Consider the following 23,497-nt stretch of genomic DNA (forward strand, 5'->3'; position numbering starts at 1 on the left):
AAATCTTTGATAATAACCTTCACTCGCCGCCCTTCGGGGCGTCCAACTTCTCGCCATCTTCATTGCCCGTTATTATCCATCAAAGTGTCCTTCCATCGAACGGTTACGGATAACAAAGCTGCCGTGCGGACAAACACTCACGGATCCAGGGTTTTAGTAATAATCATGATCCTGGATTTGACAAGAGCCCCCTTCGTTTGCGGGATTGCACACTATCGAGCCTGATCATGCGCAGATTGAGCGCAGCTGAACAAATACAGCTTTTCAAGCGGCAAAGGGATTGCGCAGCAGCAGGGTTTCTTCACGATCGGGTCCCACCGAAACAAGAATCGGAGCCACCCCGGTCAGATCCTCCAGCCGACGCAGATAGTCTCTGGCCGCTGACGGCAGATCCTCATACGCACGGACAGCGGTGATTTCAGTATCCCATCCAGCCATCTCCTCATACACAGGCCGTGCCAGGCGGGCGAGGCGGATGTTTTCCGGCATGTGCCTGTAGGTGGTGTCTGCCACCTCATAGCTGGTGGCGATCCTGAGTTTTTTCAAGCCGGAGAGTACATCCAGCTTGGTCACCGCAAAACCGGTCAACCCGTTGAGACGGACAGCATCATTGGCAACCACGGCATCAAACCATCCACAGCGCCGTCGCCTGCCGGTTGTTGCCCCGTATTCATGACCCTTGCTTTGCAAAGCATCGCCAATGACATCCCCTTCGGGCAACTCGGTGGGAAAAGGTCCCTCGCCAACCCGGGTGGTGTAGGCCTTGAGAATACCGATGACCTCGCTGATATGCGCGGGCCCGAAGCCCGCGCCGATACAGGCATTGCCGGCGATGGTATTGGAAGAGGTGACAAAGGGATAGGTCCCGTGATCGATATCGAGCTGGGTTCCCTGGGCACCTTCAAACAGGATGTGCTTACCCTGCCGCCTGGCTTGATCGAGTTCCACCGAGACATTGCCGATCAACGGGGCCAGTTGCTCGGCAAAACCGGCAAATTGCTCCAGGATCGAGCTGATATCAAGCGGTTCACCGCCAAATTGCCTGGTGAGAATGAAATTCTTTTCATCCACGGCGGCCTGCAGCTTATCCTTGAACAGGCCTGGATCGAGGAGATCACCGACCTTCATGCCGACCCGGCCGACCTTGTCCATGTAACAGGGCCCAATGCCACGTCCGGTGGTCCCGATTTTATTTTCCCTGGCCAGCGCTTCTTCGCGGGCCTGATCGAGACGGCGGTGATAGGGCATGATCAGGTGGGCGTTACTGCTGATGAGCAGGGACCTGCGACTGACCGAAATGCCCTGTTCGCCCAGACCGGCAATTTCATCGAGCAGAACACCGGGATCGATGATGACACCGTTGCCGATGACACAGGTTTTGTTCTCATAGAGGATACCCGAGGGGATGATATGAAAAATGTATGTCCGACCGTCCACCACCAGGGTATGGCCCGCATTGTTCCCTCCCTGAAAACGAACGACATAATCGGCATACCTGGTCAACAGGTCAACAATTTTACCTTTCCCCTCATCACCCCACTGGGCACCAACCACCACCACACTGGCCATGTTCTCTCCAAAATATCGATGTGTATACAGGAAAAATCGGGCCGCCCACCCCTTCCGGCCCAGAAGAACCTTTTCCAGGAGCAACGCTGTCCTGGATCCGTGAGCATTCGTCCAAGCGTCAGCTTTATTGCCTGTGACCGTTCGATGAAAAGAGACTGTATCGGACGTTTACGGGCAATGAAGATGGCGTGCGGACGAACGCCCCGAAGGCCGGCTGGTGCAGGGTACTCTCAAGGATCCTGCTTCAATTACAAGGTGATTACAGCAAGATATATCCAGAACAAGCGTTCAGCCGTCACGGATTCAGGCTGTCATAAACCTTATTAATTTAGCAGTTATGAATCAAAAAGTCAAACAAGAGCCAAATACTCTCGAATACTGTCGGGGAAAAAACAAGTTAGTGTCGAACCGGCCACCAGGATAGGCACAGTGCGGTTTGCCGCATCCCTGAACCCATCTCTTGGTCCCGCCCGCTCCTGCCTTGCTTGACACCTTGGGTCAAATTTCGTACTGTTATAGTTTTGAACCTGTTGATTCACCAGTCGCAAATACACGAATAGTTCTGCGCGGCGAAAGCACTTTGATGATCGCTGCCAAACCCTCGCATCAACATCAACACCAGCTCCCGGTATCTGCCCATGTTTGGAATCGGCCTCCCGGAATTAATCGTTATCTTTGCCGTTGCCCTCATTGTGGTTGGTCCGGACAAATTGCCGGGTCTGGCCCGCTCCCTTGCCAAAGGGCTGGCAGAGATGAAAAATACCATGCACCAGGTCAAGGAAAGTCTGGCTCAGGAAAGCGAAGACCTGAATTCAGTCGAAAAAGACCTGCGCAAATCCGCCGACGAACTGAAGGCAAAAATGCTGGATGTCGACCCTTCTGTCTGGGAGATACCAACAAGGCAACCTTCCGAAAAAAACGAGGAAAACGACCCCATCGATCTGCGGCCGGTGTCACCGTACCCTCAGGAAAACGAGGGCGGCAAAGCCCCCCTGCCCCCTGAAGAGAAAGGGCAACAAGAGGCTGACCAGAACCCTGACCAGGATCAACCTTCAAACCGGCAAGGCAGCGAACCAGCAACCCGCCACCATGATTGAAGTTCTGGAACAGTACCGCCCGCATCAGGTGGAGATGCGCAGGCGGCTGATGTACTGCTGCCTGACCATTGCCCTCACCAGCTGCATCGCCTATCTGTTCAAGGAGCAAATCGCCTCCTGGTGTATGCAACCGTTGTACATGGCCTACCCGGACCTGGGTAAACTGGTGTACACCAATCTGATGGAAGCTTTTATCAGCTACCTGAAGCTGTCGCTGCTGACTGGATTGATCGTCAGTTTTCCCTTTATCCTGTATCAAGCCTGGCTCTTTATCGCCCCGGGTCTGCGCAAACACGAACAGCAACTGGTGCGGCGCATCACCCTGTGGGGCAGCCTGCTCTTTGCCGGTGGCGCCCTGTTCGCTTTTTTCATTGTCCTGCCCACACTGCTCGCCTACTTCATGAGCTACGCCGGAGAAGACCTCACGCCAATGATCAAGATCGGTCTCTACCTGACGTTCATTGCCCGCACCATCCTCGCTTTTGCCCTTGCCTTTGAAATTCCCTTTCTCATGGTCATGGCCACCCGGACCGGGCTGCTTGCCCGTGATCATTTCCAGAAAAACCGCACCTACTTTTATATCGCCATTCTCGTACTCGCCTTTCTGCTCGCCGCCGGCGATCCCGTTGCCGCGCTGCTCATCTCCCTGCCCCTCTTCGTTCTCTACGAAACCGGGATCCTTGCCGGCAGAATCTTTGCCAACAGGAAAACCCATCAGGATCCCGCCAACCGGTGATTGTCGTGTATCCGCACGCAATCCCAGGCACCTCAGCCTTGCACGGTCGCCCCTGTCCCTCCTGCTGAAGCGGGAAACTGCTTCTCCCGCAACCTTTTTTCTTTCTTTTTTCTCCTTGACTTGCCCTGTCCCTTTCCAGATAATCAGAACAGATGAACAACAAGTGGATTTTCCAGGTATAACAATGACTCTCACCTCAAAACGGTTCTCAAAAACAAAGTAGACCGGTCTGCTTTATTTCACTGTTTCAACCGGTGCGGAAACAGTGCAATCTTTGTTTTTTTCAGGAGTATGCGGTGAAAAATTTAAAACTGGGTGTCAAACTGGTCGGCGGCTTTATCATGACCGCCCTGATCATCCTGATAGTGGGGCTGCTCTCCATTTCTCAACAGGCCAACCTGCAACGACAAGCGGAAGAACTCGGCAATGAGGCAATTCCGGCGGTCCGTGACATTCTTGTCGTCAAAAGCGAGGCCGCCACTATTCAGGCCCTGATGCGGAGTCTGCTCACAACCTACGCCACCAGAGAACAGCGCGAACAGGCCCATCGCCAACTGCCGGAATCCCGGGCAATCTATGGCGCCGCCAGGGACCACTTCATGACCTTGCCCTTTTTCCCCTCGCTGGAAAACGAATGGCGGGAGTTCACCACCAATATCACCGCCTGGGTCGGGGTCAACAATCAGGTGGTGGAGATGTCCCAGGAACTCATGGCCATGGACATCACCCAGCCTGACCTGATGAAACAACTGATGGCTGAATTTGAAATCGCCCATTACACCCTGCTGGCCAATACAAGTCGCCTGGTGATGGCTGACATCCCCTTCGAAGGCGGCGAGAGCGCCACCGCCTGCACCCTGGGTCGATGGATGGACAACCCGGGTACCACCAACCCGGAAATCCTGGCCCTGATCAACCAGCTCAGAGAGCCGCACAATGAACTGCATCGCCAGGTGGGTCGGATCAAAAATCTGATGGCCAACGGTCAGGTGGAAGCGGCCCGGAACGCTCTCACCAACAATCTTTTTCCAGCCTCGGAGGAAGTCTTTGCCCTGTTCTACCAAATTAACGCCGTGGTGGACAATGCCAGCGAACTCTTTGTCCGTATGAACCAACTGCTGCTGATCGATGCCGCCGAGTTTCAGGACCGCACCTTTGCCGCCATCGACACCATGGTGCATAGTGCTGAGGAACTAGCCGCCGCCTCGGTGGCGGATGCCCAGACCATAGCCAACCGCGGACGCCTGATTACCATTATCTGTGTAATTGGTGGCATTCTCCTCGCCGTGGCCCTTGGCATCATCCTCACCCGTTTAATCACCGGGCCGCTGTTCAAAGGGGTCAACCTGGCCAAGGCCATGGCTGAAGGCGATCTGACCAAAACCATGGATGTCGACCAGAAAGACGAGATCGGCACGCTGGCCAACTCCCTCAACGAGATGACCACCAGCCTGCGACGGATGTTCGGCGATATCAGCCAGGGTGTAAGCCGGGTCGATGAGTCCTCGGTCCAACTCGCCGCCATCGCCAATCAGATGTCCTCCGGCTCCGAATCCACCGCCACCCGTTCCGGTCAGGTGGCCGCGGCAGCCGAGCAGATGAGCGCCAACCAGGCCTCGGTCGCCGCCGCCATGGAGCAGGCCTCGGTCAACGTCAATATGGTCGCCGCCGCCGCGGAAGAGATGAGCGCCACCATCAACGAGATCGCCAGTAACTCGGGCAAGGCCAAGGATATCACCGGCGAGGCGGTCAACCAGTCGCATAAGGCTTCGGAACGCGTCAATGAACTGGGCCGGGCCGCCGATGAAATCAATAAAGTCACCGAAGCCATCACCGAGATTTCCGAGCAGACCAACCTGCTGGCCCTCAACGCCACCATCGAGGCTGCCAGGGCTGGTGAGGCGGGTAAAGGCTTTGCGGTCGTGGCCAACGAGATCAAGGATCTGGCCAAGCAGACTGCCGAGGCCACCCTGGATATCAAGAATAAGATCGAGGGCATTCAGCAGGCCACCGGGGTGACGGTGACTGAAATCAACCAGATCAGCGCGGTCATCGCCGATGTCGACCAGATCGTTGCCACCATCGCCTCGGCGGTGGAGGAACAGTCCGCCACCACCAAGGAAATTGCCCAGAATGTCAACCAGGCCTCCCAGGGCATCACCGAGGTCAACGAAAATGTGGCGCAAAGCTCGACAGTCGCTGCTGAAATCGCCACCGACATTGCCGCGGTCAATGAAAGCGCCAACGAAATGAGCAATGCCAGTTCCCAGGTCAAGGTCAGTGCCGAGGAGTTGGCAACCATAGCGGAAAAACTCAAGGAAATGGTGGCCAGGTTCAAGACCTGATCAGCATCTGGAGTCCATGGAAAAAGGGGTGTCGCCCAAGCGGGCGGCGCCCCTTTTTTGTGGTGCTGGTCTCCCTTTCCTTAGTTTTGTCGTCGACTCTGAATCGGTAACGGCCGGACACTTGTTTTGGATATATCATGCTGTAATCGTGATATAATTACAGCAGAACCCTTGATGACAACCTTCACCGGCCGCCCTTCGGGCCGTCCGCTCACGGATCCAGAGCAGACGTACTCGAGAAAACCAATTGTTGGCTGAAGTGAGGCACGACCCCCTACATGTGCATCAAAGCATGACGGCAATGATGGCAAAATGGGGGGGGGGAACCGGCCATCCCTGCTCCTTCAGGCTTACACGCCAGTGGGCAGGACTTCCTGCTTGAGCAGGCAGCAGGAAATACGATGCACCGGAGAACCATCGGCATGATAACGGATGTTTTCAGGCTGGAGCAGCCGGTTCATGACGCAGCCCTCCGGAATGACCAGGGGAAAGAAGCGATCCTCGTTGAGGCCGTCGCGATGCACGAGCCGGTTCTCCTGGATATGAAAGCTGTGGATGGGGTAGTCTTCGCACAGCGGACAACGATACACCCGGCCGTTGGGAAAAACAAAATAATTCTCGGCTACAAGACCGGCACAGAGGAAGGGTTCATCGCTTTCCAGATACACCTTGGGATACACCGCATGGATCCCCAGGCGGGCGGCTTCGGCGGCCACACGGGGGACAACCGCCAGCCAGCGCTCCGGGTCGACCTGCCAATCGACTTCCGTCTTGACTGTGCTGACCGCCGAGGCACCGCGCAGGCCGATGACCTGGATGAAAAAGCGTCGCACCCCCAAATCCTCCAGCAAAGCCGGCATCCGGTGGAGATGATCGATATTGAGACTGGACACCGTATAGATCAGGCTGACGCTGAAACCGGCGGCCACGGCCCGACGGATATTGTCGGTGCAGACCGTAAACACTCCCTGCCCGCGGATCGGATCGTTGACCGCGGCCTCGGGACCATCCAGGCTGAAGCTGAGATAATCCAGTTCTTCCGGGGTGACCCGGTCCAGCAGGTTATGAAAAAGAAAACCGTTGGAATCAACGGTGACCGCATAGCGCATCGATTTTGCCGTCCTGATGATGGCAGCCAGATCGGGGTGCAGGGTGGGCTCGCCGCCAAGAAGGATGAGCTTGGTCTGCTTGTCCGGCCGGGCAAACAACCTCAGCCAGCTGACCGCGGTGGCCATGGACAGGGTAGTGCTACCGTGCTGGGCAGGGTTGATGTAGCAGTGACGGCAGGAAAGATTACAGGCGGTGAGCAGGTGAAAAAAAACGTTGCGTTCTCCGGGCTGAAAAGCAACGGTTTTTGCCGTCAGTATCTCGTTCATGGAAGCAAAGACAGGATATTATAATTGCAGCATCATCCTTGATGATGACCTTCACCAGCCGCCCTTCGGGCCGCCTGTGCGTGCTGACCGTCATGGGCTGCTCTCTTCAAGCGATTGTGCCAGGGTATAGCGGGCCAGGAGGCTGTCCTGCCAATAGGAGCCGCTGCGAAAAAACTGTTGAAACAGCCGCAGACTCTCCTGGCGCAACACCCGATCAACCAACTGAACCCGCATCTGGGCATAGAGGCTGTTGAGCAGGGGCAGGGGCAGGTTCGCTCCACCGCCCATGACATCTTCATAGGCCCAGACAAAGGAGCGGACCCCGGAAAGTAACAGGGTCGAATAGCACATCAGGCAGGGTTCCAGGGTTGAATAGACCGTGACCTCTTGCAGGTCCAGCTCGGGATGCTCGCCAATCAGGCGGCGCAGGGTGAGGATTTCGGCATGATCGATTTCGTTGCGGCACACCTCGGAGCTGTTCTGACGACGACCACGGGCTTTAATACAACCTTTCACCACCAGCACACAACCCACCGGGAATTCACCCTCCGCCAGAGCCTGGCGCGCTTCTTCCAGGGCAGCCTCCATATACTGTTCGTGGCTCGTCATCCGTGTGCATCCTTTTCACCGGCCTGCTTCGCTCCGGTCCAAGCGGTCATAGTTTTTCTATACCACGAAGACCAACCACTGTCAAAGCGGCACGGGTCGAACATCGTCATCATTCCAGGGTTTTTCCTGTACAGCGAACCACGCTCTGCAACAGGACGAGATCCTGGAAACCCTGGGTTGATCCAGCCGGTTCGCCGGAAGCAGGCTTTCAGCGGGCAGCCGCGGCTGGGCAAAAGGGGATATCCGGAACCGCTGCCGACTACTTCCTGGATCCATGAGCGTTCGTCCGTGCGTCAGGTACTTGACCTGCAACTCCAACCTTCAGATGGAGCGTCCCAGACGCAGCACGTTTTTGCCGACAGCGATACCGGTCTCTGGCTGCACCCAATCGTGCCCTTTGTCGACACAGGGCAGGTAGACCAGTTGTGAGGAAACATCCGCCGTCCGTACCTCAGGCAGGGCCGGAAAAATCAACCGCGCCCCGGCGGTGGCCGCGGCGGCGAGAATGATCTTGATCGCTTGCCTGGCCTCGGTCTCCGGCAGAGTGACTGGATAAAACAGTTGCTGGATTCGCCCGGAGACCGGATTGAGCCGCCACTGGGCCAGGGTAGCCTGCCGGCTGGCCTGAAGAAAAACCTTCGGGCGCAACTTGATGGCGGGAACCCAGAAACTCATGCCCCGCTCACCCCATTGGGGACGGGGCAGAAAAGGTTGATTGGTTCGCTCCACAAAGTCGGCAAAACTGCTGATGGCCAGGGTGGGAATACGGGCACGAATCCGCCAGAAAGGCAGATAGAGCCGGGTGGCCCCGGTTCCGGGGACAAAACGCCAATCGACCGCGGCCAGCCCTTCTCTGACAAGGGACCAGGTCGTATGACAATGGGTGCAGACCATCACCTGGCAATCTGTCGACCCGTGCAGACCAGCACCGCACTGGGGGCAGAGGGTCGGCAGGAAACGAACCTGCCAGGCCTCCTGAAAAGGCCGGCCCCGCAGGGAGGTCTTGCCCGCTTGTTCGGGAGGGGCGAGCGGCAGGCCGGTCACCCCATCGAACACCCCCTGCCGCTTGTGCAACAGGGGAAGGTAAATATAGCTGAGGCTCTCACCTATATAGGCACGATGAAACAACTGTCCACCGGTCCGGACCGTAAGGCGACCGACGGCAGCCGCTTTGGCAAGGATGGCTCCTGCCTTGATCTGCCGGGGCAGATAGCTCGCTCCGCTCCCGGCATCGATCCGGCGCAATCGCATGGCCTGTGGCCGCACTCCCAATGAAGGCGGCAATCCGGCAACCTGGGCCGCCGCCTGGGTGGTATCCACCACCCGATGGCTGAGGCCGCGCTCGCTCACCAGGTAAATAGTACCCTTGAAACGAAGATACGGAGCCAGCAGCACCGAGGCTGCCTCTGGTGGTTTCGCCATGGGCAGAACATAGCGAAAAGGGCCATTCCCCTGCAGATAGTTGCGAGTCCCGCAAAAAGAACAGGTCAGCAGTCGATCGGTTTCGGTCAGCTCAACCGGACCGCCACATTGTGGACAGCCCTGCTCAATACGCAGATGCATAAGGTCTCCGCGATCGACGTACACGTCCACCGGATACAGCACAAGGCTGCCTGGTATGGAAAAGGGTTGCCAAACGACAAAAAAGGACTGCTCCCGCCATCAACAGCGATGGCCTTTGTTGGCCGAGAAAACCGGTCACGCGTTGATCTTTTCGCCACACTGATTACAGAACACCGCCCCGGGCAGGTTGGAGGTGTGGCAGTGAGGACAGATCATTTCTCTGGGTCGTTCTTCAGAGGGCAGGCCGCACCGGGAGCAAAAAGCAGCCCCGGGAGGGAGGTTTTCTCCGCAATGGCCGCACTGCTGCTGAATCAGCTGCTGATGACCGCAGTAGGGGCAGAAACGGGCATCCACCGGAATGGCATGGTCGCATTCCTGACACCTGGTCTCCACCGCGGGTTTGCCGGTCACCATACCGGCGGCGGGTTGGGTTCCTGAGAAAAGACCACTGAACATGGCCGGCATCATCATGCCCAGCCCCAATCCCAGACCGGCCCCTGCCTCTCCGCCTGATGCGGCCGCCTTTTCCATGGCCATGGCCGCCTTCATGCGGACAAAATTATCCATATCCTTGATCACGCTCAATCGGGAGCGGTCATCAATGGCCTGCTGCACTTCGGCCGGTGGGGTAATGGAGGTGATGTACAGGGCATCCAGGGCCAGGCCGAAACGGGCAAAATCCAGGGCTAACCGCTGCTGCAGGCCAACGGCAATGGCGTCGAAGGAACCGGGAAGATCAAAAAGGCTGTTGAGTTGTTCGCCCAGGTAATCATTGAAACGGGAGACGATCACCTGGCGCAGATAGTCCTCCACCTGTTCAGTGGTGTACTTGCCCATGGTTCCGGCCAGGGTATTGATCATCAGCACCGGCTGGACCACGCGGATATTGAAAACACCGTGAGCCCGCAGGCGCACCAGGCCCAGTTCGGCATCACGAAAGGCCACCGGGTCCCGGGTCCCCCACTTGAGATCGGGAAAGACCTTGAGATTGACGAAAAAAACCTCGGCCCGTAACGGACTGATCATCCCCCAGGGAACGGACAGAATCTTGGTGAGGATGGGGATGTTGCCGGTCTTGAGGGTATGCCGCCCAGGTCCGTAGGCATCACAGGCCTTACCCTTGTAAAAAAGGACACCGGCCTGGCTTTCCCGCACCGTCAGCTGGGCACCGAATTTAATTTCACCCGAACCCTCTTCGGGCAACCGGTGCAGCAGTTCCCTGCCGGTCTCGTCAAACCATTCCAGTGCTTCCAGCAGAATAATATTGTTCACGCCCATGGTCTATCTACTCCTGAACCGTGCCGTTCCGGCAGCCCTTTTTCATTGATTGGGATTTATTGTATTGTTTCAGATTGTACATGCGGCGGCTTTTCTTGTCCAATGCCCTCCCCCGCCGCCCGAACGAACCCTCACGGATCCAGGAACCATGAAAAAAGGCAGATACAGAGCATATTTCAACCGAAATCGATGGAATCCGAGCAAAGGGTATTGTATCTTGCCCAGGCAACCTCGTGAATCCGTGACGGCTGGACTTTTTTTGGTATATCCTGCTGTAATCAACCTGGACTTGAAGCGGAACCCTTGATAATACCCTTCAACAGCCGCCCTTTTTTTTTGGGGGGGGTCCGTCCGCAGTGTATTTTAAGCAAACAGTCACAGACAATACAACTGACACACGGACGAACGCTCACGGATCCAGGGACTTTCCCCTAAAAAAAGTATAGCAAAGCTCCTGGCCGCATACAAGCGACATGACTCCCCGGATGAATTTGTTTTTTCGTCCGGCCGTGCAGCATGGCCTTGCATGCCATCAGGAGCTCTCTTGAAAAGTATGAAAGCACACGAGCAGGCGAATGCAAGAAAAAACACCCCCTGATGCATCGATGAGCAGCATCTGTATCAAGACGATCGTCGGGATCAGGAAAATGTCTCGATTTCTCGACAAGTACTCAAAATATCTGGACACGAAATACCATGTTACGCTGCCACAGCTGCTGTGCCTTTCAGAGGTGTACGCGAGCGGCAGCATCACCCTGACGGAATTGACCCGCCGGCTGAATATGAACAACAGTGCCATGACCGGCATCATCGATCGGCTGGAATCCAAAGGCCTGCTGTATCGCATCCGCAAGGACAGGGACAGAAGGACCGTCTGTATCGAGTGTACGGAAGCGGGGGGGGAATATACGGATCAGCTCCAGCGGGTCCTGGAAACGGAATGCTTTTTCGACGCCTCCAGGATCTCGGAGCGTCAGTTGTTCGATATTTGCGAATCGCTGGAACGAATCACTTTATCCCTTGACCCGGAAGTGAGAAAAATCAGCCTGGATGACTGAAGGAGGGCAGCCCGTGGGCTGATACATCCACAACAGGAGTGCGGTCTCGTCACGAGTTGACGAGAAACTGTGAATCCCGGGGGCGGACAAGCCCGCCCCCCGGAGTAAGGTTTCGCTTATTTTTGCATCAGATTTTCAATGGTTTCCCAATTGGCCTCGACGAATTCCGCCGCACTCTGTCTGGGATCCACCCCTTCTTTATTTTCCACCAGGACCGACTCCCACGGAAGTTGCAGCCAGTCAAAATCGCGGAAAAAGGCAAACAGTTCCGGATTATCCTTTTCCAGATCCTTGCGGACCATGGTATGGATGGTTTCCTCCGCGCCAAAGATGCCGTCCGGATCGGCCAGGAATTTCAAATCCCACGCCCCGAACTTCCAATGCGGCTGCCAACCAGGCACCACGATCCATTTGTTCTCCCGGATCGCCTGCTGCAAGGAAGCCACCATGATGGCATCACTGCCGGTCAGGTGCCGGAATACTCCCAACCCGGAGGTATTATCGGCAATGGCTTCATCGATCGATTGCGACATGCCGGCACCGGGATCGATACCAACGATCCGGCCGTCAAACTTATCGGCATGCTCGGCCATTTCAGTAATGGAATCAATGGTCACGTATTCCGGGACGACCAGCCCCAGTCTGGCGCCGACAAAATTCGGCCCCAGATCAACGACCTGATCCTTATACTGGGCATAGACATCGGCGTGCGTCACCGGCAGCCAGGCGGACAGCATGGCATCCGAATCGCCGGCAGCCACTGAAGCCCACATCGCGGTCATGGCCACGGATGTCAAACGGACATCATACCCTTTTTTTTCCAGAATCGCGCCGGCAATATGGGTAGTCGCGACGGAGCAGGCCCATTCAACATACGCCAGCCGGGCGGTTTTCTGCGCGGCTGCGGTTCCGACGAACAAACAGCATGCCACGGCGAGACTTGCTACAATTTTGAGCAGTTTCATTCTTTTCTCCATTTACCAAATTTAATATTCTGCGTGGTTCGATCAAGGATCATGGCAATGATGACCACAGCGATCCCTGCTTCAAAACCCCGCCCCATCCATAAACGCTGAATTGCGCGCCACACTTCACCGCCCAAACCACCGGCCCCGATCATCGCCGCAATGACAACCATGGAAAGCGACAGCATGATGGTCTGGTTGATACCGGCCATAATCGTTGGCGCGGCCAGGGGAATCTGGACCTTGAACAGTTTCTGCGATGCGGTTGATCCAAAGGCATCCGCTGCTTCGATCAACTCCTTTGGGACCTGCTGGATACCGAGGCAGGTCATGCGAATGGCCGGCGGCATGGCAAAAACCATGGTGGTGAAAATCGCCGACACAGGCCCGAGCCCGAAAAAGGGAATTGCCGGAATGAGGTAGACAAAGGCCGGCATGGTCTGCATGAAATCAAGCACCGGCATGACCACCCGGCGAATCGGACTGACCAGCGCGGTGATGATTCCCAGCGGGATTCCGACCATAGTCGACAGACTGGTCGCAATGAGCACCAGGGCCAAAGTCGTCATCGTCGCTTCCCACAGGCCAAGATTCCAGATGAGCGCAAAACCCAGCAAGGTTCCCAGGCCGACCCGCCAGGATGAAATCAGCCAGGCAGCAGCCGCAAAGATGAGGATGACAACCGGAATCGGGATAAACATGATCGCTTCGACCATGGCTTCCAGACCGGTACCAATGGCCGTGGACATGGCTCTGGTGATGAAGGCGAAATGGGTGGTGGTGAAATCGATGAACGCCTCGATCCCATCACCGATGGGCAGTTTACCGATCTCCATCTTTCCCTCCATGGTCTGCCATTGCGGCAAGCAGTGATCCTCTTTTGACAATGCCCAGAAGTTTGTTCTCCGTATTCACCACGGCGACCGGATATTTTTTTTCCGGAAACAGGCAGGCAACATTATCGTCCGGCTGGGCGGTGGCTACCTCACGGTCCAGAATCTGGGTCAGGGTCTTATCCCCCCGCTTGAAAGCGGTAAGGACATCTTCAACATCCACCAGGCCAAGTAATTTCCGGTCCGTATCCACCACCATGACCCGCGACAACCCCTCTTCCTTCATTTTGTGGATCACGGTCTTGGGTCCATCCTTGGGATACGTGACGCTGATCGCCTTGCGCATCACCTTGGCCACCGTGAGGACCTTGGTGATGTCCACATTCTGGACAAACTGCTCGACATAGTCATCGGCCGGAGCTGTCAAAATCTCCTCGGGAGTACCGATCTGCACCACCCGGCCATCTTTCATGATGATGATCCGATCTCCCAGTTTCAGGGCTTCGTCCAGGTCGTGGGTGATGAATATGATGGTCTTGCCGACCCGACTCTGCAGAGCCAGCAATTCGTCCTGCATTTCCCGCTTGATGAGCGGATCCAGGGCGCTGAAGGCTTCGTCCATCAAGAGGATATCCGGATCCGTAGCCAGGGCCCGAGCCAGTCCCACTCGCTGGCGCATGCCCCCGCTCAGACTTTCCGGGGGATATTCCTCCCAGCCGGACAACCCCACCAGATCAATAGCTTTCTGGGCCTGCTCGGCACGAATCTTGGGCGCCACACCTCGAATTTCAAGGCCATACTCGACATTCTTCAAAACTGATCGATGGGGAAACAAGGCGAAGCTCTGGAACACCATGCCCATTTTTTTCAAGCGCAAGGTGCGCAATTCACGGCCATTGAGCCTGGTGACATCAACCTCGTCGATCATGACCGATCCCGCGGTCGGCTCGATCAATCTGTTGATACAGCGAACCAGGGTCGACTTGCCACTGCCGGAGAGTCCCATGACCACCAGGATCTCGCTTTCATTGACTTCAAAAGTGACATCATGGATTCCAAGGGCTAATTTATAACGGGACATGATCTCTTCCCTGCTCATCCCCTGCCTGGCAGCTTCGAGTCCCTTCTCCGGGTTGGCTCCAAAAATCTTGTATAAATTTTTGACCTGTAGTTTCATTCTCCTCCAAGTTCAATTGAACTTTACAACCACCACAATACAGACACAAACATTTACTATATGAAATATACACAGAATAAACAAGAAAAAACTGTTCAACACCCGCACTCTGTGGTACCAGAATTCTGTACAAGACCTAAACCGTGACAGCTGGACTCTTTTGGGATATATCTTGCTGTAAGCACATTATAATTAAAGCTGGGCCCTTGAGCATAACCTTCACCCGACGCCCTCTGGGGCGTCCGTTCACGGATCCAGGAACGAATAAACAACCCGGAATGACTGAACAGATTCCACGTTGCCCGCACCATCAGGAGAAAAAAGGCCCATGAAACAATTCAAAGAGCAATGGACCCTGGACACGGCAATGACCGTTCTCAAGCACCCCACCGTGGATTGTACCATCTGGGCGGAAGCCGTGGAATGGCTCTTATTGTACGGCCCGCCGGAAACCCGGGAGCTGCTGCAGCAGGCCTCCGGACATGCCACCCGGGAGTCTTTCCCCGCATTGCAGCCCAGGCGCTATGCCCCGGACGGTTCACCCTGTTATGACATTGGCGAATTGGCCCGATCGCTGGGCATCAGCGAGGAAGAGGCGAGGCAGCAACTCGCCGAAAAGGAAGAAAAACACGGCATGCGCCACGGCTACGGCGAAGAGGACACCACCGGTCTGCAATGACAGGAAGTTGGCCGCAAATGTCCACTTGGTACAGACAAAAAATGGCCTGATCTGGGAACCGGGGTACTGCTGTTCACCTGGATCCGTGAGCGTTCATCCGTGCGTCAGCTTTGTTGTTCTATCAGAAACAAGAACCCCGCCGTCACGGATACAAGGGTTCAGTGATCCCCATTTTTCACCACTTGGTGGCAACGGGGTTACTTTTGTAGGGTATCAGTTCGAAGATCCGCTTGTGCGGGTCGATCTGGATGTGATAATAGCGGTCCTGGGGCATGTAAATATAGGGAATCTCCGCTTCCTGACGAGAGAGAAAACTGGCCAGGATCATCCTGTTGACAGCCCGGTGACCGACAATCATGATATTTTCATCATAATTATTGAGGAAGAACACTTTTTTCAACCCCCGATGCACCCGCTCCTCCATGGTTATGTAACCTTCACCTTCGGGGTAGATGTAGCGGTATTTATTCGGGCCCCGAGCCTTGGCTACATGGGGCATGGTATGGCGGATCTCCTCGTAGGTCATGCCTTCACAGACGCCGGCATGAATCTCGTTGAATTCCGGCAGGGCAATGATCGAACATTGATTCTGACGTTCGGCAATGGGCTCGGCGGTCTGCCGGGTGCGGACATAATTGCTGGTAAAGATTGTGGGGATGCGAATAGTGGCAAAATGATCGGCCAGTCCATTGGCCTGCTCCCGCCCTTTCTCGGTCAGTTCCGAGTCGCCGCCGATGCGGTCCTCGAGATTGTACCAGGTCTCACCATGCCGAACCAGAAAGAGATTGCGCACCACTCGGGTGGTGAGAATATCCCGGATCCGGTCATAATAGGGCAGCACTTCTGAGATCTGTTCCTGGAGAATACAATTATCAAAAGAATCCACCAGGATGCGGTTGGCTTCTTCATCCAGCGGCTCATAGATGGACTCGTAATAGCTGATGCGTTTGAGAAAGCTCTCCAGGGCCTGCTCCGGCGAAAGGTGACAGAACTCCTTGAGCGTGGCTTTGCGCTCCAGGTTAGCCTCGAGAGCCTCTTCATCCGCATTGACACACTCGATATAACACAGCGGCAGGTAGGGAAAAGCCTCGGCAATCGTTCGGCGACGCTGCCGGGTGACATTGCTGGCATCGAGGATGGCAACCTCCCCGCCCTCAGCCAGAAAAGTCCGGGCCGCCTCGATGTTGGTGCGGGAGATAAACTCGCGCATTTCCTTGCCGCGAGCATTGGTGGGAGAGAAAAATTCAGCCGATGAACTGTTTTCGCCGGCCTCCATCTTACGCCGCAACTCACCATTATTGAAAATACGGACCTGGATGCCATCCAGTTCCAGGGTGCGGCCAAGCTTGCGCCCCATGGTGGATTTCCCCCGGGCCGGCAGGCCCACCATAACGATAACCAGTTTTCCTTTCATGCCTTTTCCTCAGAGGAAATTAGGGACACTTCCCTATTTTCCTAATTGCATTACGAAAATAGGGAAAATAGGGAAGTGTCCCTAATTTCCCAACATCAATGAGAGGTCAAAACGGTGGGCACAGGGCCGTATCGTTTGCCCAGGGTCTAGTTTTACAATTCATACAGGTGGTCATCACGCCGGGGCAAACGTTGCCGCGACTGGGCCTTTTTTTTCAACCCCTCCAGGGTAAAGGGTTCTTCCCCCTCCATCAGATCCCCCATCTCCCGCTCGATCTGTTCCGGATCTTCACCTGCCTCCATGCGGGCAATGGCCTCCTCCATGGGGGCCCCCAATGACATACCGGTTTTATCGGCGAATTTCCGCATCAGATTGGCCATCTGGCGGGGATCGTCTTCATTGATGCGCTCCGCCTCCTGCATCAACCCGGCCAGAGCCTGTTCCATCTTGCTTTCATCCAGACCGGCAAGAGGATCGTCCTCGTCTGTTTCCTTGGCCTTGCCGATGGTGGCAAAGGTCGACATCATCTTGTGCAGCTCCACTTTTCCGCACTGCGGACAATCGGGACGCTTGTCGCTGTTGGGGCGTCTGGAAAAAAAATTGAAAATCGTATGACACTGGTCGCAGAAAAATTCGTAAATCGGCATGTGATGGTCAATCGAAAAAAAATAAAAGGATACGGAGAGCATTCAAGGATCCGGGCGTTGCACATTTGTCAGCGCCCTCCGGACGCGGGCAAAAGGCCGCATGACCTGAAAAATGGAACCACTTGCCGGTTCTCCATTGCTGTCGTTTCAACTCACACCAGAATCCGTGAGCATTCGTCCGTGCGTCAACTTCGTTGCTCGTGGCCGTGCGATGAAAGGAGACTGTATCGGACGGTTGCCCGCTGGGCGGCTGGTACAAGGTCTTGTCAAGGATTCCGCTGCAATTATATGATGAGGACAGCAAGATATAGCCAAAACAGACGTCCAGCCGTCACGGATTCAATTCTCATGATACCCACCAGTCAGTACGACGTCAATATCGGCTTCAATAACCCGATCCGTGACCACCACCTTGCCTACAGCGACCGGCAGAACAAAGTGCAGCCGACCGGCGACATTTTTCTTGTCGGTGCGCAGATACCCACGAATGGTATCAGGGGTAAACTCGGCCGGCAGAACCGTAGGCAACTCATACAACTGCAACAGTCCCGTGATGGCCTTGACCACACCGGGGTCGGTATAGCCGCCTCGTTCGCCCAGTTGAGCGGCGGCGACCATGCCGATGGCGACGGCAAAGCCATGGTTGAGTCTGTATCCCGAGGCTGCCTCCACGGCATGGCCGACGGTGTGGCCGAAATTGAGGATGCGGCGCACCCCCCCTTCCCGTTCATCCTGCTCCACCACCGAAGCCTTCAACTCGCAACAGCGACGGATCATCGTGGCCAGGGTCGATGAGGTCAAGTTGAGAATGGCCCGGTGATGGTCAGCAAGCCATTGGAAAAATTCAGCATCGATTCCGGCACCGTATTTGATGACCTCGGCCATGCCGCCGAGGAATTCTTCCGGGGCCAGGGTCGAGAGGACCTTGGTGTCGATGAACACCGCCCTGGGTTGATAAAAGGCCCCGATCAGGTTTTTCCCCTCCGGAAGATCGACCCCTGTCTTGCCCCCCACCGAACTGTCGACCTGGGCAAGAAGAGAGGTCGGCACCTGGACAAAGGGGATACCGCGCATGTAGATGGCGGCGAGAAAACCGGTGATGTCACCGCAGACGCCGCCCCCCAGGGCTATCAAGCCGTCACTGCGATCAAATCCCCGTTGCGCGAGCTGACGAGCGAGGTGACCGACCGTGTCCAGGTGTTTGCTCGCCTCCCCATGGGCGAAAAGGAGCAATTCGCCACGGAGACCGCTCTCCTCGAGGCTGGCAAGGATCTCCTCACCATAGAGGGTCCCCACCTGATCATCGCTGATGATTGCATAGCGGTTGGCAACATGGGCCGCCTTCAGCGCAGGACCCACCTGGGCAAGAATACCCTGGCCGATGGTAATGGGATAGCTCCTCTCTCCCAGGCCGACGTGAATTGTGTGACGATCCATTTCTTGCCCCCTGTTGTTCATTTTTCTTGGAGAAACGCAATAATTTTTCGGCATCGAGTCGCGCGGGTACATGCAGCCGCAGGCATGGTGATACTCTCCTGAATCCGTGACGGCTGGACTCATATTTTGGATATATCTTGCTGTACTCACATTATAACTGCAGCAGAATCCTTGAAGCTGGCGTGCGGACGAACGCTCACGGATCCAGGACTCTTATATATACGCTCACGGATCCAGAATGCCCATAAAAAAAAAAGGAGATGCCGCTTCCGCGACATCTCCTTAGCTTGGCAGCCGGCTGTACAGCGATGCCGGATCTTACATTTTTGATCCTGCAGCAAAACTCTGCATTTTGACCTCAACCTTCTCGGTCAGCCCGGCGTAGTATTTCCGCAGCAGATCGAGAACCTCGTCACGGCCAAAGTGGTCAACAACCGGTTGTCCTTCGGACAGGGCTTTGCGCAACTTGGTACCGGAGAGGATGACACGATCGTCCTTGGTGTGCGGGCAGGTGCGGAGAGAAGCCATGCCATCGCACTTGTGGCAATAGAAGGTCCAGTCAATCTTCATCGGCTTGCAGAGCAGGTCTTTGCCAGGATCACCGGTTACGGGGATGCGATCGAAAATTTCCTGGGCCTCGAACAGACCGTAGAAGTCGCCAACACCGGCATGGTCACGACCGATGAGCATGTTGTTGATGCCGTAGTTCTGGCGGAAGGTGGCGTGGAGCAGACCTTCGCGGGGACCGGCATAGCGCATGTCCATCGGATACCCGGCATTGAGGATGTTCTCTTTGACAAAGTAATGGTCGATGAGGATCTTGATGGCTTCGATGCGGGTTTCGGCAGGAATATCGCCAGGCTTGAGGCTGCCGATGAGGCTGTGGATAACCACGCCGTCACAGACCTCGATGGCGATCTTGGCCAGATACTCATGGGAGCGATGCATGGGGTTACGCAGCTGCAGAGCGGCAACATTGGCCCAGCCACGCTCGTCGAGGATGGCGCGGACTTCGGCGGGGCGCAGGTAGATGCCCGGATAGTCCTTGTCAAAGCCGCCTTCGGACAGCACTTTGACCGGACCGGCCAGATTCACTTCTTTCTGAGCCATGACCATGATCACGCCGGGATGATCTTTCGGAGCGATTTCCCAGAATTTGTCGTCAGCGGATTCCTCGCCTTCGCCCTTGAAAACTTTTTCACATTCCCACTTTTTGTCGGCGTCGGTCATTTCGAACTTCTCGGTGACCTTCATGGTGGCATAGGTCTCGCCACCCTTCACCAGAGCAATCTCATCGCCCACATTGATGCCGGCGGCATCAGCAGCGGACACGTCCATGGTGATCGGCACCGGCCAGAAGGTGCCGTCAGCCATCTGAAAATTCTCGCACACGCCCTTCCAGTCAGCCTTGGTCATGAAACCGGACAGGGGGGAAAACGCGCCGATACCCATCATGAACAGGTCGCCCCTGGTCCGAGAGGAGATTTCGATCTGCTTCAGCCCCGCGGCTTTTTTCAACTCAGCTTCACGCTCAGCGCCTTCAAGCAAAGCACAAACAAGACCTTTTCCGCCGTGGGGCGCTACTAATTTTGAACTCATACTTTTTTCCCTCTCTGGTTGTATTCTTGTGAGAACGTTTACCCAACATATATTCCGATCAGATGCGCCGGAAAGACCTGACTCAGAAAAAACTGAACCGGCATTCAGTCGTACCTGCTATTTATAAAGAAGACCAGCGGAAGTCAAGAAAAAACTCATGACTTGCATCAAGGAAATTGATACAGGTCATGAGTAATATCAACACTTGGCAAAACCAAGCCTGGACCCGTAAGCGTTCATCCGAGTGTCAGCTTCAGTCAGCTTCATTGTCCGCGACCATTTGATTCCAATAGACAGTATCAGACGGTTACGGACAATGAAGATAGCGTGCGGATGGACGTCCCGAGGACGGCTGGTGAAGATTCGTATCAATTAATTCGCTGCAATTATAATATGATTTCAGCAAGATATATCCCCAAAAAGCATCCTGCCGCCTTGGATTCATGCCAAAATGTACACCCAGATTATCCGTTCAACTGGACCACACTTGTAGATTTTGTGTATTATATGTTTTAACATGTGATAACGTACTAAAAAGATTTGACTTCAAGATCAATACCCAAAATATTGTAGCCCTGCAGGAATGAGCGCGACTACATAATGGGCACATACGCATATTTTCCGATTGTCACCAATTCACCAAGTGTTAAGTTTTTTAACATAAAGATTCGGCAAAAAGGAGTCTTTACCGAGAACTTTCCTTGAAAAATGTTGCTTCACTTTGACAATACGCTGAAATAAAATCAATTATTGATTTTCCATGCCGGATTTATTCTTCAGGCGTGATATATGCATAAAAAAATGAAAAATGGTTACTCAAAAATAGATGCAGCAACCTGTGAGTGAGGTTTATGAGTTCAGAAAAAAGACAAAGGGGTTTTACACTGGTCGAACTGATAACCACCGTCGCCATTGTAGGCATTCTGGCTGCTATTGCTGTGCCTAATTTTATCTCATGGTTGCCGAATATGCACTTAAAGGCTGCGGCAAGGGATGTGTATTCCAATATGCAAAAGGCAAGAATTGAAGCTATCAAGACTAACAAGCTAGTTAGATTTGATTTTACAAGTGGCACTGGAACCCCTTGCACGGGAGGGGAATACAGATTTTACTACGAAGTCGGTACCGATGAAGTTACCATAGTTGATGTCAAGATAAAAAATAATGTTTGCCTTTCAACTGCAACTGCTTTTCCAGCCGGTTTTACTGCAAAAGGTACCTCGGTTGTGCCTACAGGAAGAATAGATTTATCTCACCCTCGCAGCACTGTTACATATACTATCACCCAGACCATAGCCGGGGGCATCAGATTGCAATAATGGCATGGATTACCAAAAAATGAATACATCATCGAACAATTCCTACGGGTTCACGCTGGTCGAACTCATGATAGCGATGACCATAGCCGGCATAATTATGGGCGCTATTTATACCGCTTATATCACACAGCAGCGAACCTACCTCGTTCAAGAACAGGTAGCTGAAATGCAACAGAATATCAGAGCTGGTTTGGACATGATGGTTCGTGAAATCAGGATGGCCGGATTCGATCCTACCGGCAATGCAGGCGCGGGTATTACCCTTGCCACCGCAGGGAGATTTTCTTTTACGCAAGATATCAACGGAGATGGCACTATCCCCACCGCTGCACCTTTTGGCGGAGAGATTGTTGCGTTTGGATTTTCCAACGCAAATGATACAGACAATGATGGTCTAGCCGATGCGGGGGCAGCACCACTTGGGCGTGATACTGGAGGCGGCTTTCAACCCATTGCCGAAAACATACAAGCTATTGAATTTCATTATCTTGACAGTGATGGGGATGCAACCACCACACTCGAGGACATCCGTGCGGTCCAGATTTCCATCTTGGCTCGTGCTTATCGAGAAGATGGGCATTTTACCGACACTACGACCTATACCACTGCTTCAGGAGTCGACTGGGGGCCATTCAACGACAATTTTCACCGCCGTTTTCAAATCAAGACCGTTAAAATCCGCAATATGGGGCTATAAATGGACCGAGTATTTTGTGGTGATTCAATTACCGACAATAAAGGTTTTACCCTTATTGAGGTTCTCATAGCAATTTTTATATTTTCCGTGGGCATCCTTGGTGTTGCAACATTGCAGATTACTTCTATCCAGGGCAATAGTAATGCAAGACAAATCAGTGAGGCAACGAATGCCATAACTGATCGCATTGAAGCATTACTTGCCCTTGATTATAACGATCCATTACTGGATGACACCAATGGTAACGGTACTAATAAGGATCTTAACGGTGACGGTATTGATGATTCCGGGGAAAACTTCGGTCTCGATGATTTCGGAACCCCTGATCATGGACCGGTAGCCGTAGGGGCGTATACGATTCGCTGGAACATAGCCATCGATTACCCTTTGACGAACACCAAAACAATACGAGTCATTGTCGAGCCACCGGGTCGAGTGCCGAATTTTTCATTCGATATGGTAAAAGCCCGATACTCGAACTGAATCATACACGGAATAGAGATGAAGAAGATACTGAACAATGAACAGGGTTTTGTGTTAGTCACCGCACTCATGATATTGGTTATGGTGACGATTATCGGCATAGCCGCGACGAATACGACGATATTTGAATTGCAGATCAGCGGCAATGAGACCGCAACGCAAATGGCTTTTTATGGCGCGGATGCAGGCAATGAAGTAGCTAAAGAACTGATAGAACAGGCTATTGAGGCTCGAGGATTGCCGGACGATGTTGGCATTATCAGTATAAGCAATAACGATTTTTGGTTAAACGACGTCTTGGATCCTGACCCTGAGATTGATTCTCCTACTTTGGCCAATCAAGATGCCGAATTACCCTTTAACAACGGGACAACTCGTTTGCGCATTGGCGGTCAACCCGAGTTAGCCTACGGAGGTGCCATCCAGATGGCCGCTGGTTATGAAGGAGTTGGAAAAGGTGCGGCCGGTGGTGGCTCTTTGATTAATTATACTATTCGATCACACCATGAAGGTGTGAAAAACAGTGAACAACAAATCCGCGGACAGTGGCGCCACGTAAATTGATCCAACGTAATGATATCAAGAGGTTTTACAAGTTATCGTGAAGCCGTGATGA

21 protein-coding genes are annotated in these 23,497 nt (G+C 54.2%); 9 read left to right on the top strand and 12 right to left on the bottom strand.

Annotated elements, in window-relative coordinates; genetic code table 11:
- Nucleotides 1–264 precede the first annotated feature (264 nt).
- The gene (locus JWG43_RS00375; protein ID WP_205240820.1) at nucleotides 265–1,569 is read right to left on the bottom strand and encodes an adenylosuccinate synthase; all 1,305 of its coding nucleotides are present in this window, start codon (nucleotides 1,567–1,569) and stop codon (nucleotides 265–267) included.
- A 638-nt stretch (nucleotides 1,570–2,207) separates the two neighbouring features.
- Here JWG43_RS00375 and JWG43_RS00380 point away from each other — a divergent pair.
- From JWG43_RS00380 to JWG43_RS00390, 3 genes are all read left to right on the top strand, one after another.
- Nucleotides 2,208–2,666, top strand: a complete 459-nt coding sequence (locus tag JWG43_RS00380; RefSeq protein WP_205240821.1) for a twin-arginine translocase TatA/TatE family subunit — start codon at nucleotides 2,208–2,210, stop codon at nucleotides 2,664–2,666.
- Nucleotides 2,659–3,402 carry a twin-arginine translocase subunit TatC gene (gene tatC / locus JWG43_RS00385; protein ID WP_205240822.1) on the top strand — a complete coding sequence of 248 codons (744 nt, stop codon included), beginning with the start codon at nucleotides 2,659–2,661 and terminating at the stop codon, nucleotides 3,400–3,402. Before JWG43_RS00380 ends, tatC begins: the two co-directional genes overlap by 8 nt.
- Before the next feature lie 296 nt (nucleotides 3,403–3,698).
- Nucleotides 3,699–5,747, top strand: a complete 2,049-nt coding sequence (locus JWG43_RS00390; protein WP_205240823.1) for a methyl-accepting chemotaxis protein — start codon at nucleotides 3,699–3,701, stop codon at nucleotides 5,745–5,747.
- A gap of 350 nt (nucleotides 5,748–6,097) precedes the next feature.
- Here the strand turns inward: JWG43_RS00390 and JWG43_RS00395 are convergent, their stop codons facing one another.
- The 4 genes from JWG43_RS00395 to JWG43_RS00410 form a co-directional block, all read right to left on the bottom strand.
- Complete coding sequence (locus JWG43_RS00395) at nucleotides 6,098–7,123, bottom strand: radical SAM protein (protein ID WP_205240824.1); 1,026 nt, start codon at nucleotides 7,121–7,123, stop codon at nucleotides 6,098–6,100.
- A 90-nt stretch (nucleotides 7,124–7,213) separates the two neighbouring features.
- Complete coding sequence (locus tag JWG43_RS00400) at nucleotides 7,214–7,732, bottom strand: nucleoside deaminase (protein ID WP_205240825.1); 519 nt, start codon at nucleotides 7,730–7,732, stop codon at nucleotides 7,214–7,216.
- Nucleotides 7,733–8,053: 321 nt separating this feature from the next.
- Complete coding sequence (locus tag JWG43_RS00405; RefSeq protein ID WP_205240826.1) at nucleotides 8,054–9,295, bottom strand: hypothetical protein; 1,242 nt, start codon at nucleotides 9,293–9,295, stop codon at nucleotides 8,054–8,056.
- Nucleotides 9,296–9,430: 135 nt separating this feature from the next.
- Nucleotides 9,431–10,573 carry an SPFH domain-containing protein gene (locus tag JWG43_RS00410; RefSeq protein WP_205240827.1) on the bottom strand — a complete coding sequence of 381 codons (1,143 nt, stop codon included), beginning with the start codon at nucleotides 10,571–10,573 and terminating at the stop codon, nucleotides 9,431–9,433.
- 575 nt (nucleotides 10,574–11,148) lie between these two features.
- Here JWG43_RS00410 and JWG43_RS00415 point away from each other — a divergent pair.
- Nucleotides 11,149–11,631, top strand: a complete 483-nt coding sequence (locus tag JWG43_RS00415) for a MarR family transcriptional regulator (protein ID WP_205240828.1) — start codon at nucleotides 11,149–11,151, stop codon at nucleotides 11,629–11,631.
- A 116-nt stretch (nucleotides 11,632–11,747) separates the two neighbouring features.
- On the opposite strand, the gene JWG43_RS00420 is transcribed toward JWG43_RS00415, so the two are convergent.
- Genes JWG43_RS00420 through JWG43_RS00430 form a run of 3 tightly spaced genes read right to left on the bottom strand, consistent with a single transcriptional unit; the run spans nucleotide 11,748 to nucleotide 14,606 of the window.
- On the bottom strand, nucleotides 11,748–12,596 hold the full coding sequence (locus JWG43_RS00420) for a glycine betaine ABC transporter substrate-binding protein (RefSeq protein WP_205240829.1): 849 nt from the start codon (nucleotides 12,594–12,596) through the stop codon (nucleotides 11,748–11,750).
- Entirely contained in the window at nucleotides 12,593–13,432 is an 840-nt protein-coding gene (locus JWG43_RS00425; protein WP_205240830.1) for an ABC transporter permease, read from the bottom strand. The genes JWG43_RS00420 and JWG43_RS00425 overlap by 4 nt, the downstream gene beginning before the upstream one ends.
- Nucleotides 13,419–14,606 carry a quaternary amine ABC transporter ATP-binding protein gene (locus JWG43_RS00430; protein ID WP_205240831.1) on the bottom strand — a complete coding sequence of 396 codons (1,188 nt, stop codon included), beginning with the start codon at nucleotides 14,604–14,606 and terminating at the stop codon, nucleotides 13,419–13,421. Before JWG43_RS00430 ends, JWG43_RS00425 begins: the two co-directional genes overlap by 14 nt.
- A 328-nt stretch (nucleotides 14,607–14,934) precedes the next feature.
- Here JWG43_RS00430 and JWG43_RS00435 point away from each other — a divergent pair, with 328 nt between their 5' ends.
- Nucleotides 14,935–15,285, top strand: coding sequence for a hypothetical protein (locus JWG43_RS00435; protein WP_205240832.1), 351 nt, complete (start codon nucleotides 14,935–14,937; stop codon nucleotides 15,283–15,285).
- 175 nt (nucleotides 15,286–15,460) lie between these two features.
- Here JWG43_RS00435 and JWG43_RS00440 read toward each other — a convergent pair whose 3' ends face one another.
- The 4 genes from JWG43_RS00440 to sat form a co-directional block, all read right to left on the bottom strand.
- Nucleotides 15,461–16,699, bottom strand: a complete 1,239-nt coding sequence (locus JWG43_RS00440; RefSeq protein WP_205240833.1) for a bifunctional nucleoside/nucleotide kinase/histidine phosphatase family protein — start codon at nucleotides 16,697–16,699, stop codon at nucleotides 15,461–15,463.
- Between the two features lie 152 nt (nucleotides 16,700–16,851).
- The gene (locus tag JWG43_RS00445) at nucleotides 16,852–17,346 is read right to left on the bottom strand and encodes an FmdB family zinc ribbon protein (RefSeq protein ID WP_205240834.1); all 495 of its coding nucleotides are present in this window, start codon (nucleotides 17,344–17,346) and stop codon (nucleotides 16,852–16,854) included.
- Between the two features lie 339 nt (nucleotides 17,347–17,685).
- Nucleotides 17,686–18,783, bottom strand: coding sequence for a 3-dehydroquinate synthase (aroB, locus tag JWG43_RS00450; RefSeq protein ID WP_205240835.1), 1,098 nt, complete (start codon nucleotides 18,781–18,783; stop codon nucleotides 17,686–17,688).
- 318 nt (nucleotides 18,784–19,101) lie between these two features.
- Nucleotides 19,102–20,382, bottom strand: a complete 1,281-nt coding sequence (sat, locus tag JWG43_RS00455) for a sulfate adenylyltransferase (protein WP_205240836.1) — start codon at nucleotides 20,380–20,382, stop codon at nucleotides 19,102–19,104.
- A gap of 851 nt (nucleotides 20,383–21,233) precedes the next feature.
- Here sat and JWG43_RS00460 point away from each other — a divergent pair.
- Genes JWG43_RS00460 through JWG43_RS00475 form a run of 4 tightly spaced genes read left to right on the top strand, consistent with a single transcriptional unit; the run spans nucleotide 21,234 to nucleotide 23,445 of the window.
- The gene (locus JWG43_RS00460) at nucleotides 21,234–21,701 is read left to right on the top strand and encodes a GspH/FimT family pseudopilin (protein WP_205240837.1); all 468 of its coding nucleotides are present in this window, start codon (nucleotides 21,234–21,236) and stop codon (nucleotides 21,699–21,701) included.
- Nucleotides 21,702–21,705: 4 nt separating this feature from the next.
- Entirely contained in the window at nucleotides 21,706–22,398 is a 693-nt protein-coding gene (locus tag JWG43_RS00465; RefSeq protein ID WP_205240838.1) for a prepilin-type N-terminal cleavage/methylation domain-containing protein, read from the top strand.
- Nucleotides 22,399–22,881 (top strand): prepilin-type N-terminal cleavage/methylation domain-containing protein, encoded by a 483-nt coding sequence (locus tag JWG43_RS00470; protein WP_205240839.1) that lies wholly within the window; start codon nucleotides 22,399–22,401, stop codon nucleotides 22,879–22,881.
- A gap of 18 nt (nucleotides 22,882–22,899) precedes the next feature.
- The gene (locus JWG43_RS00475; RefSeq protein WP_205240840.1) at nucleotides 22,900–23,445 is read left to right on the top strand and encodes a pilus assembly PilX family protein; all 546 of its coding nucleotides are present in this window, start codon (nucleotides 22,900–22,902) and stop codon (nucleotides 23,443–23,445) included.
- Nucleotides 23,446–23,497: the final 52 nt, after the last annotated feature.

This window comes from Desulfobulbus alkaliphilus (assembly GCF_016918545.1).
In the GTDB taxonomy this organism is placed as follows: domain Bacteria; phylum Desulfobacterota; class Desulfobulbia; order Desulfobulbales; family Desulfobulbaceae; genus Desulfobulbus; species Desulfobulbus alkaliphilus.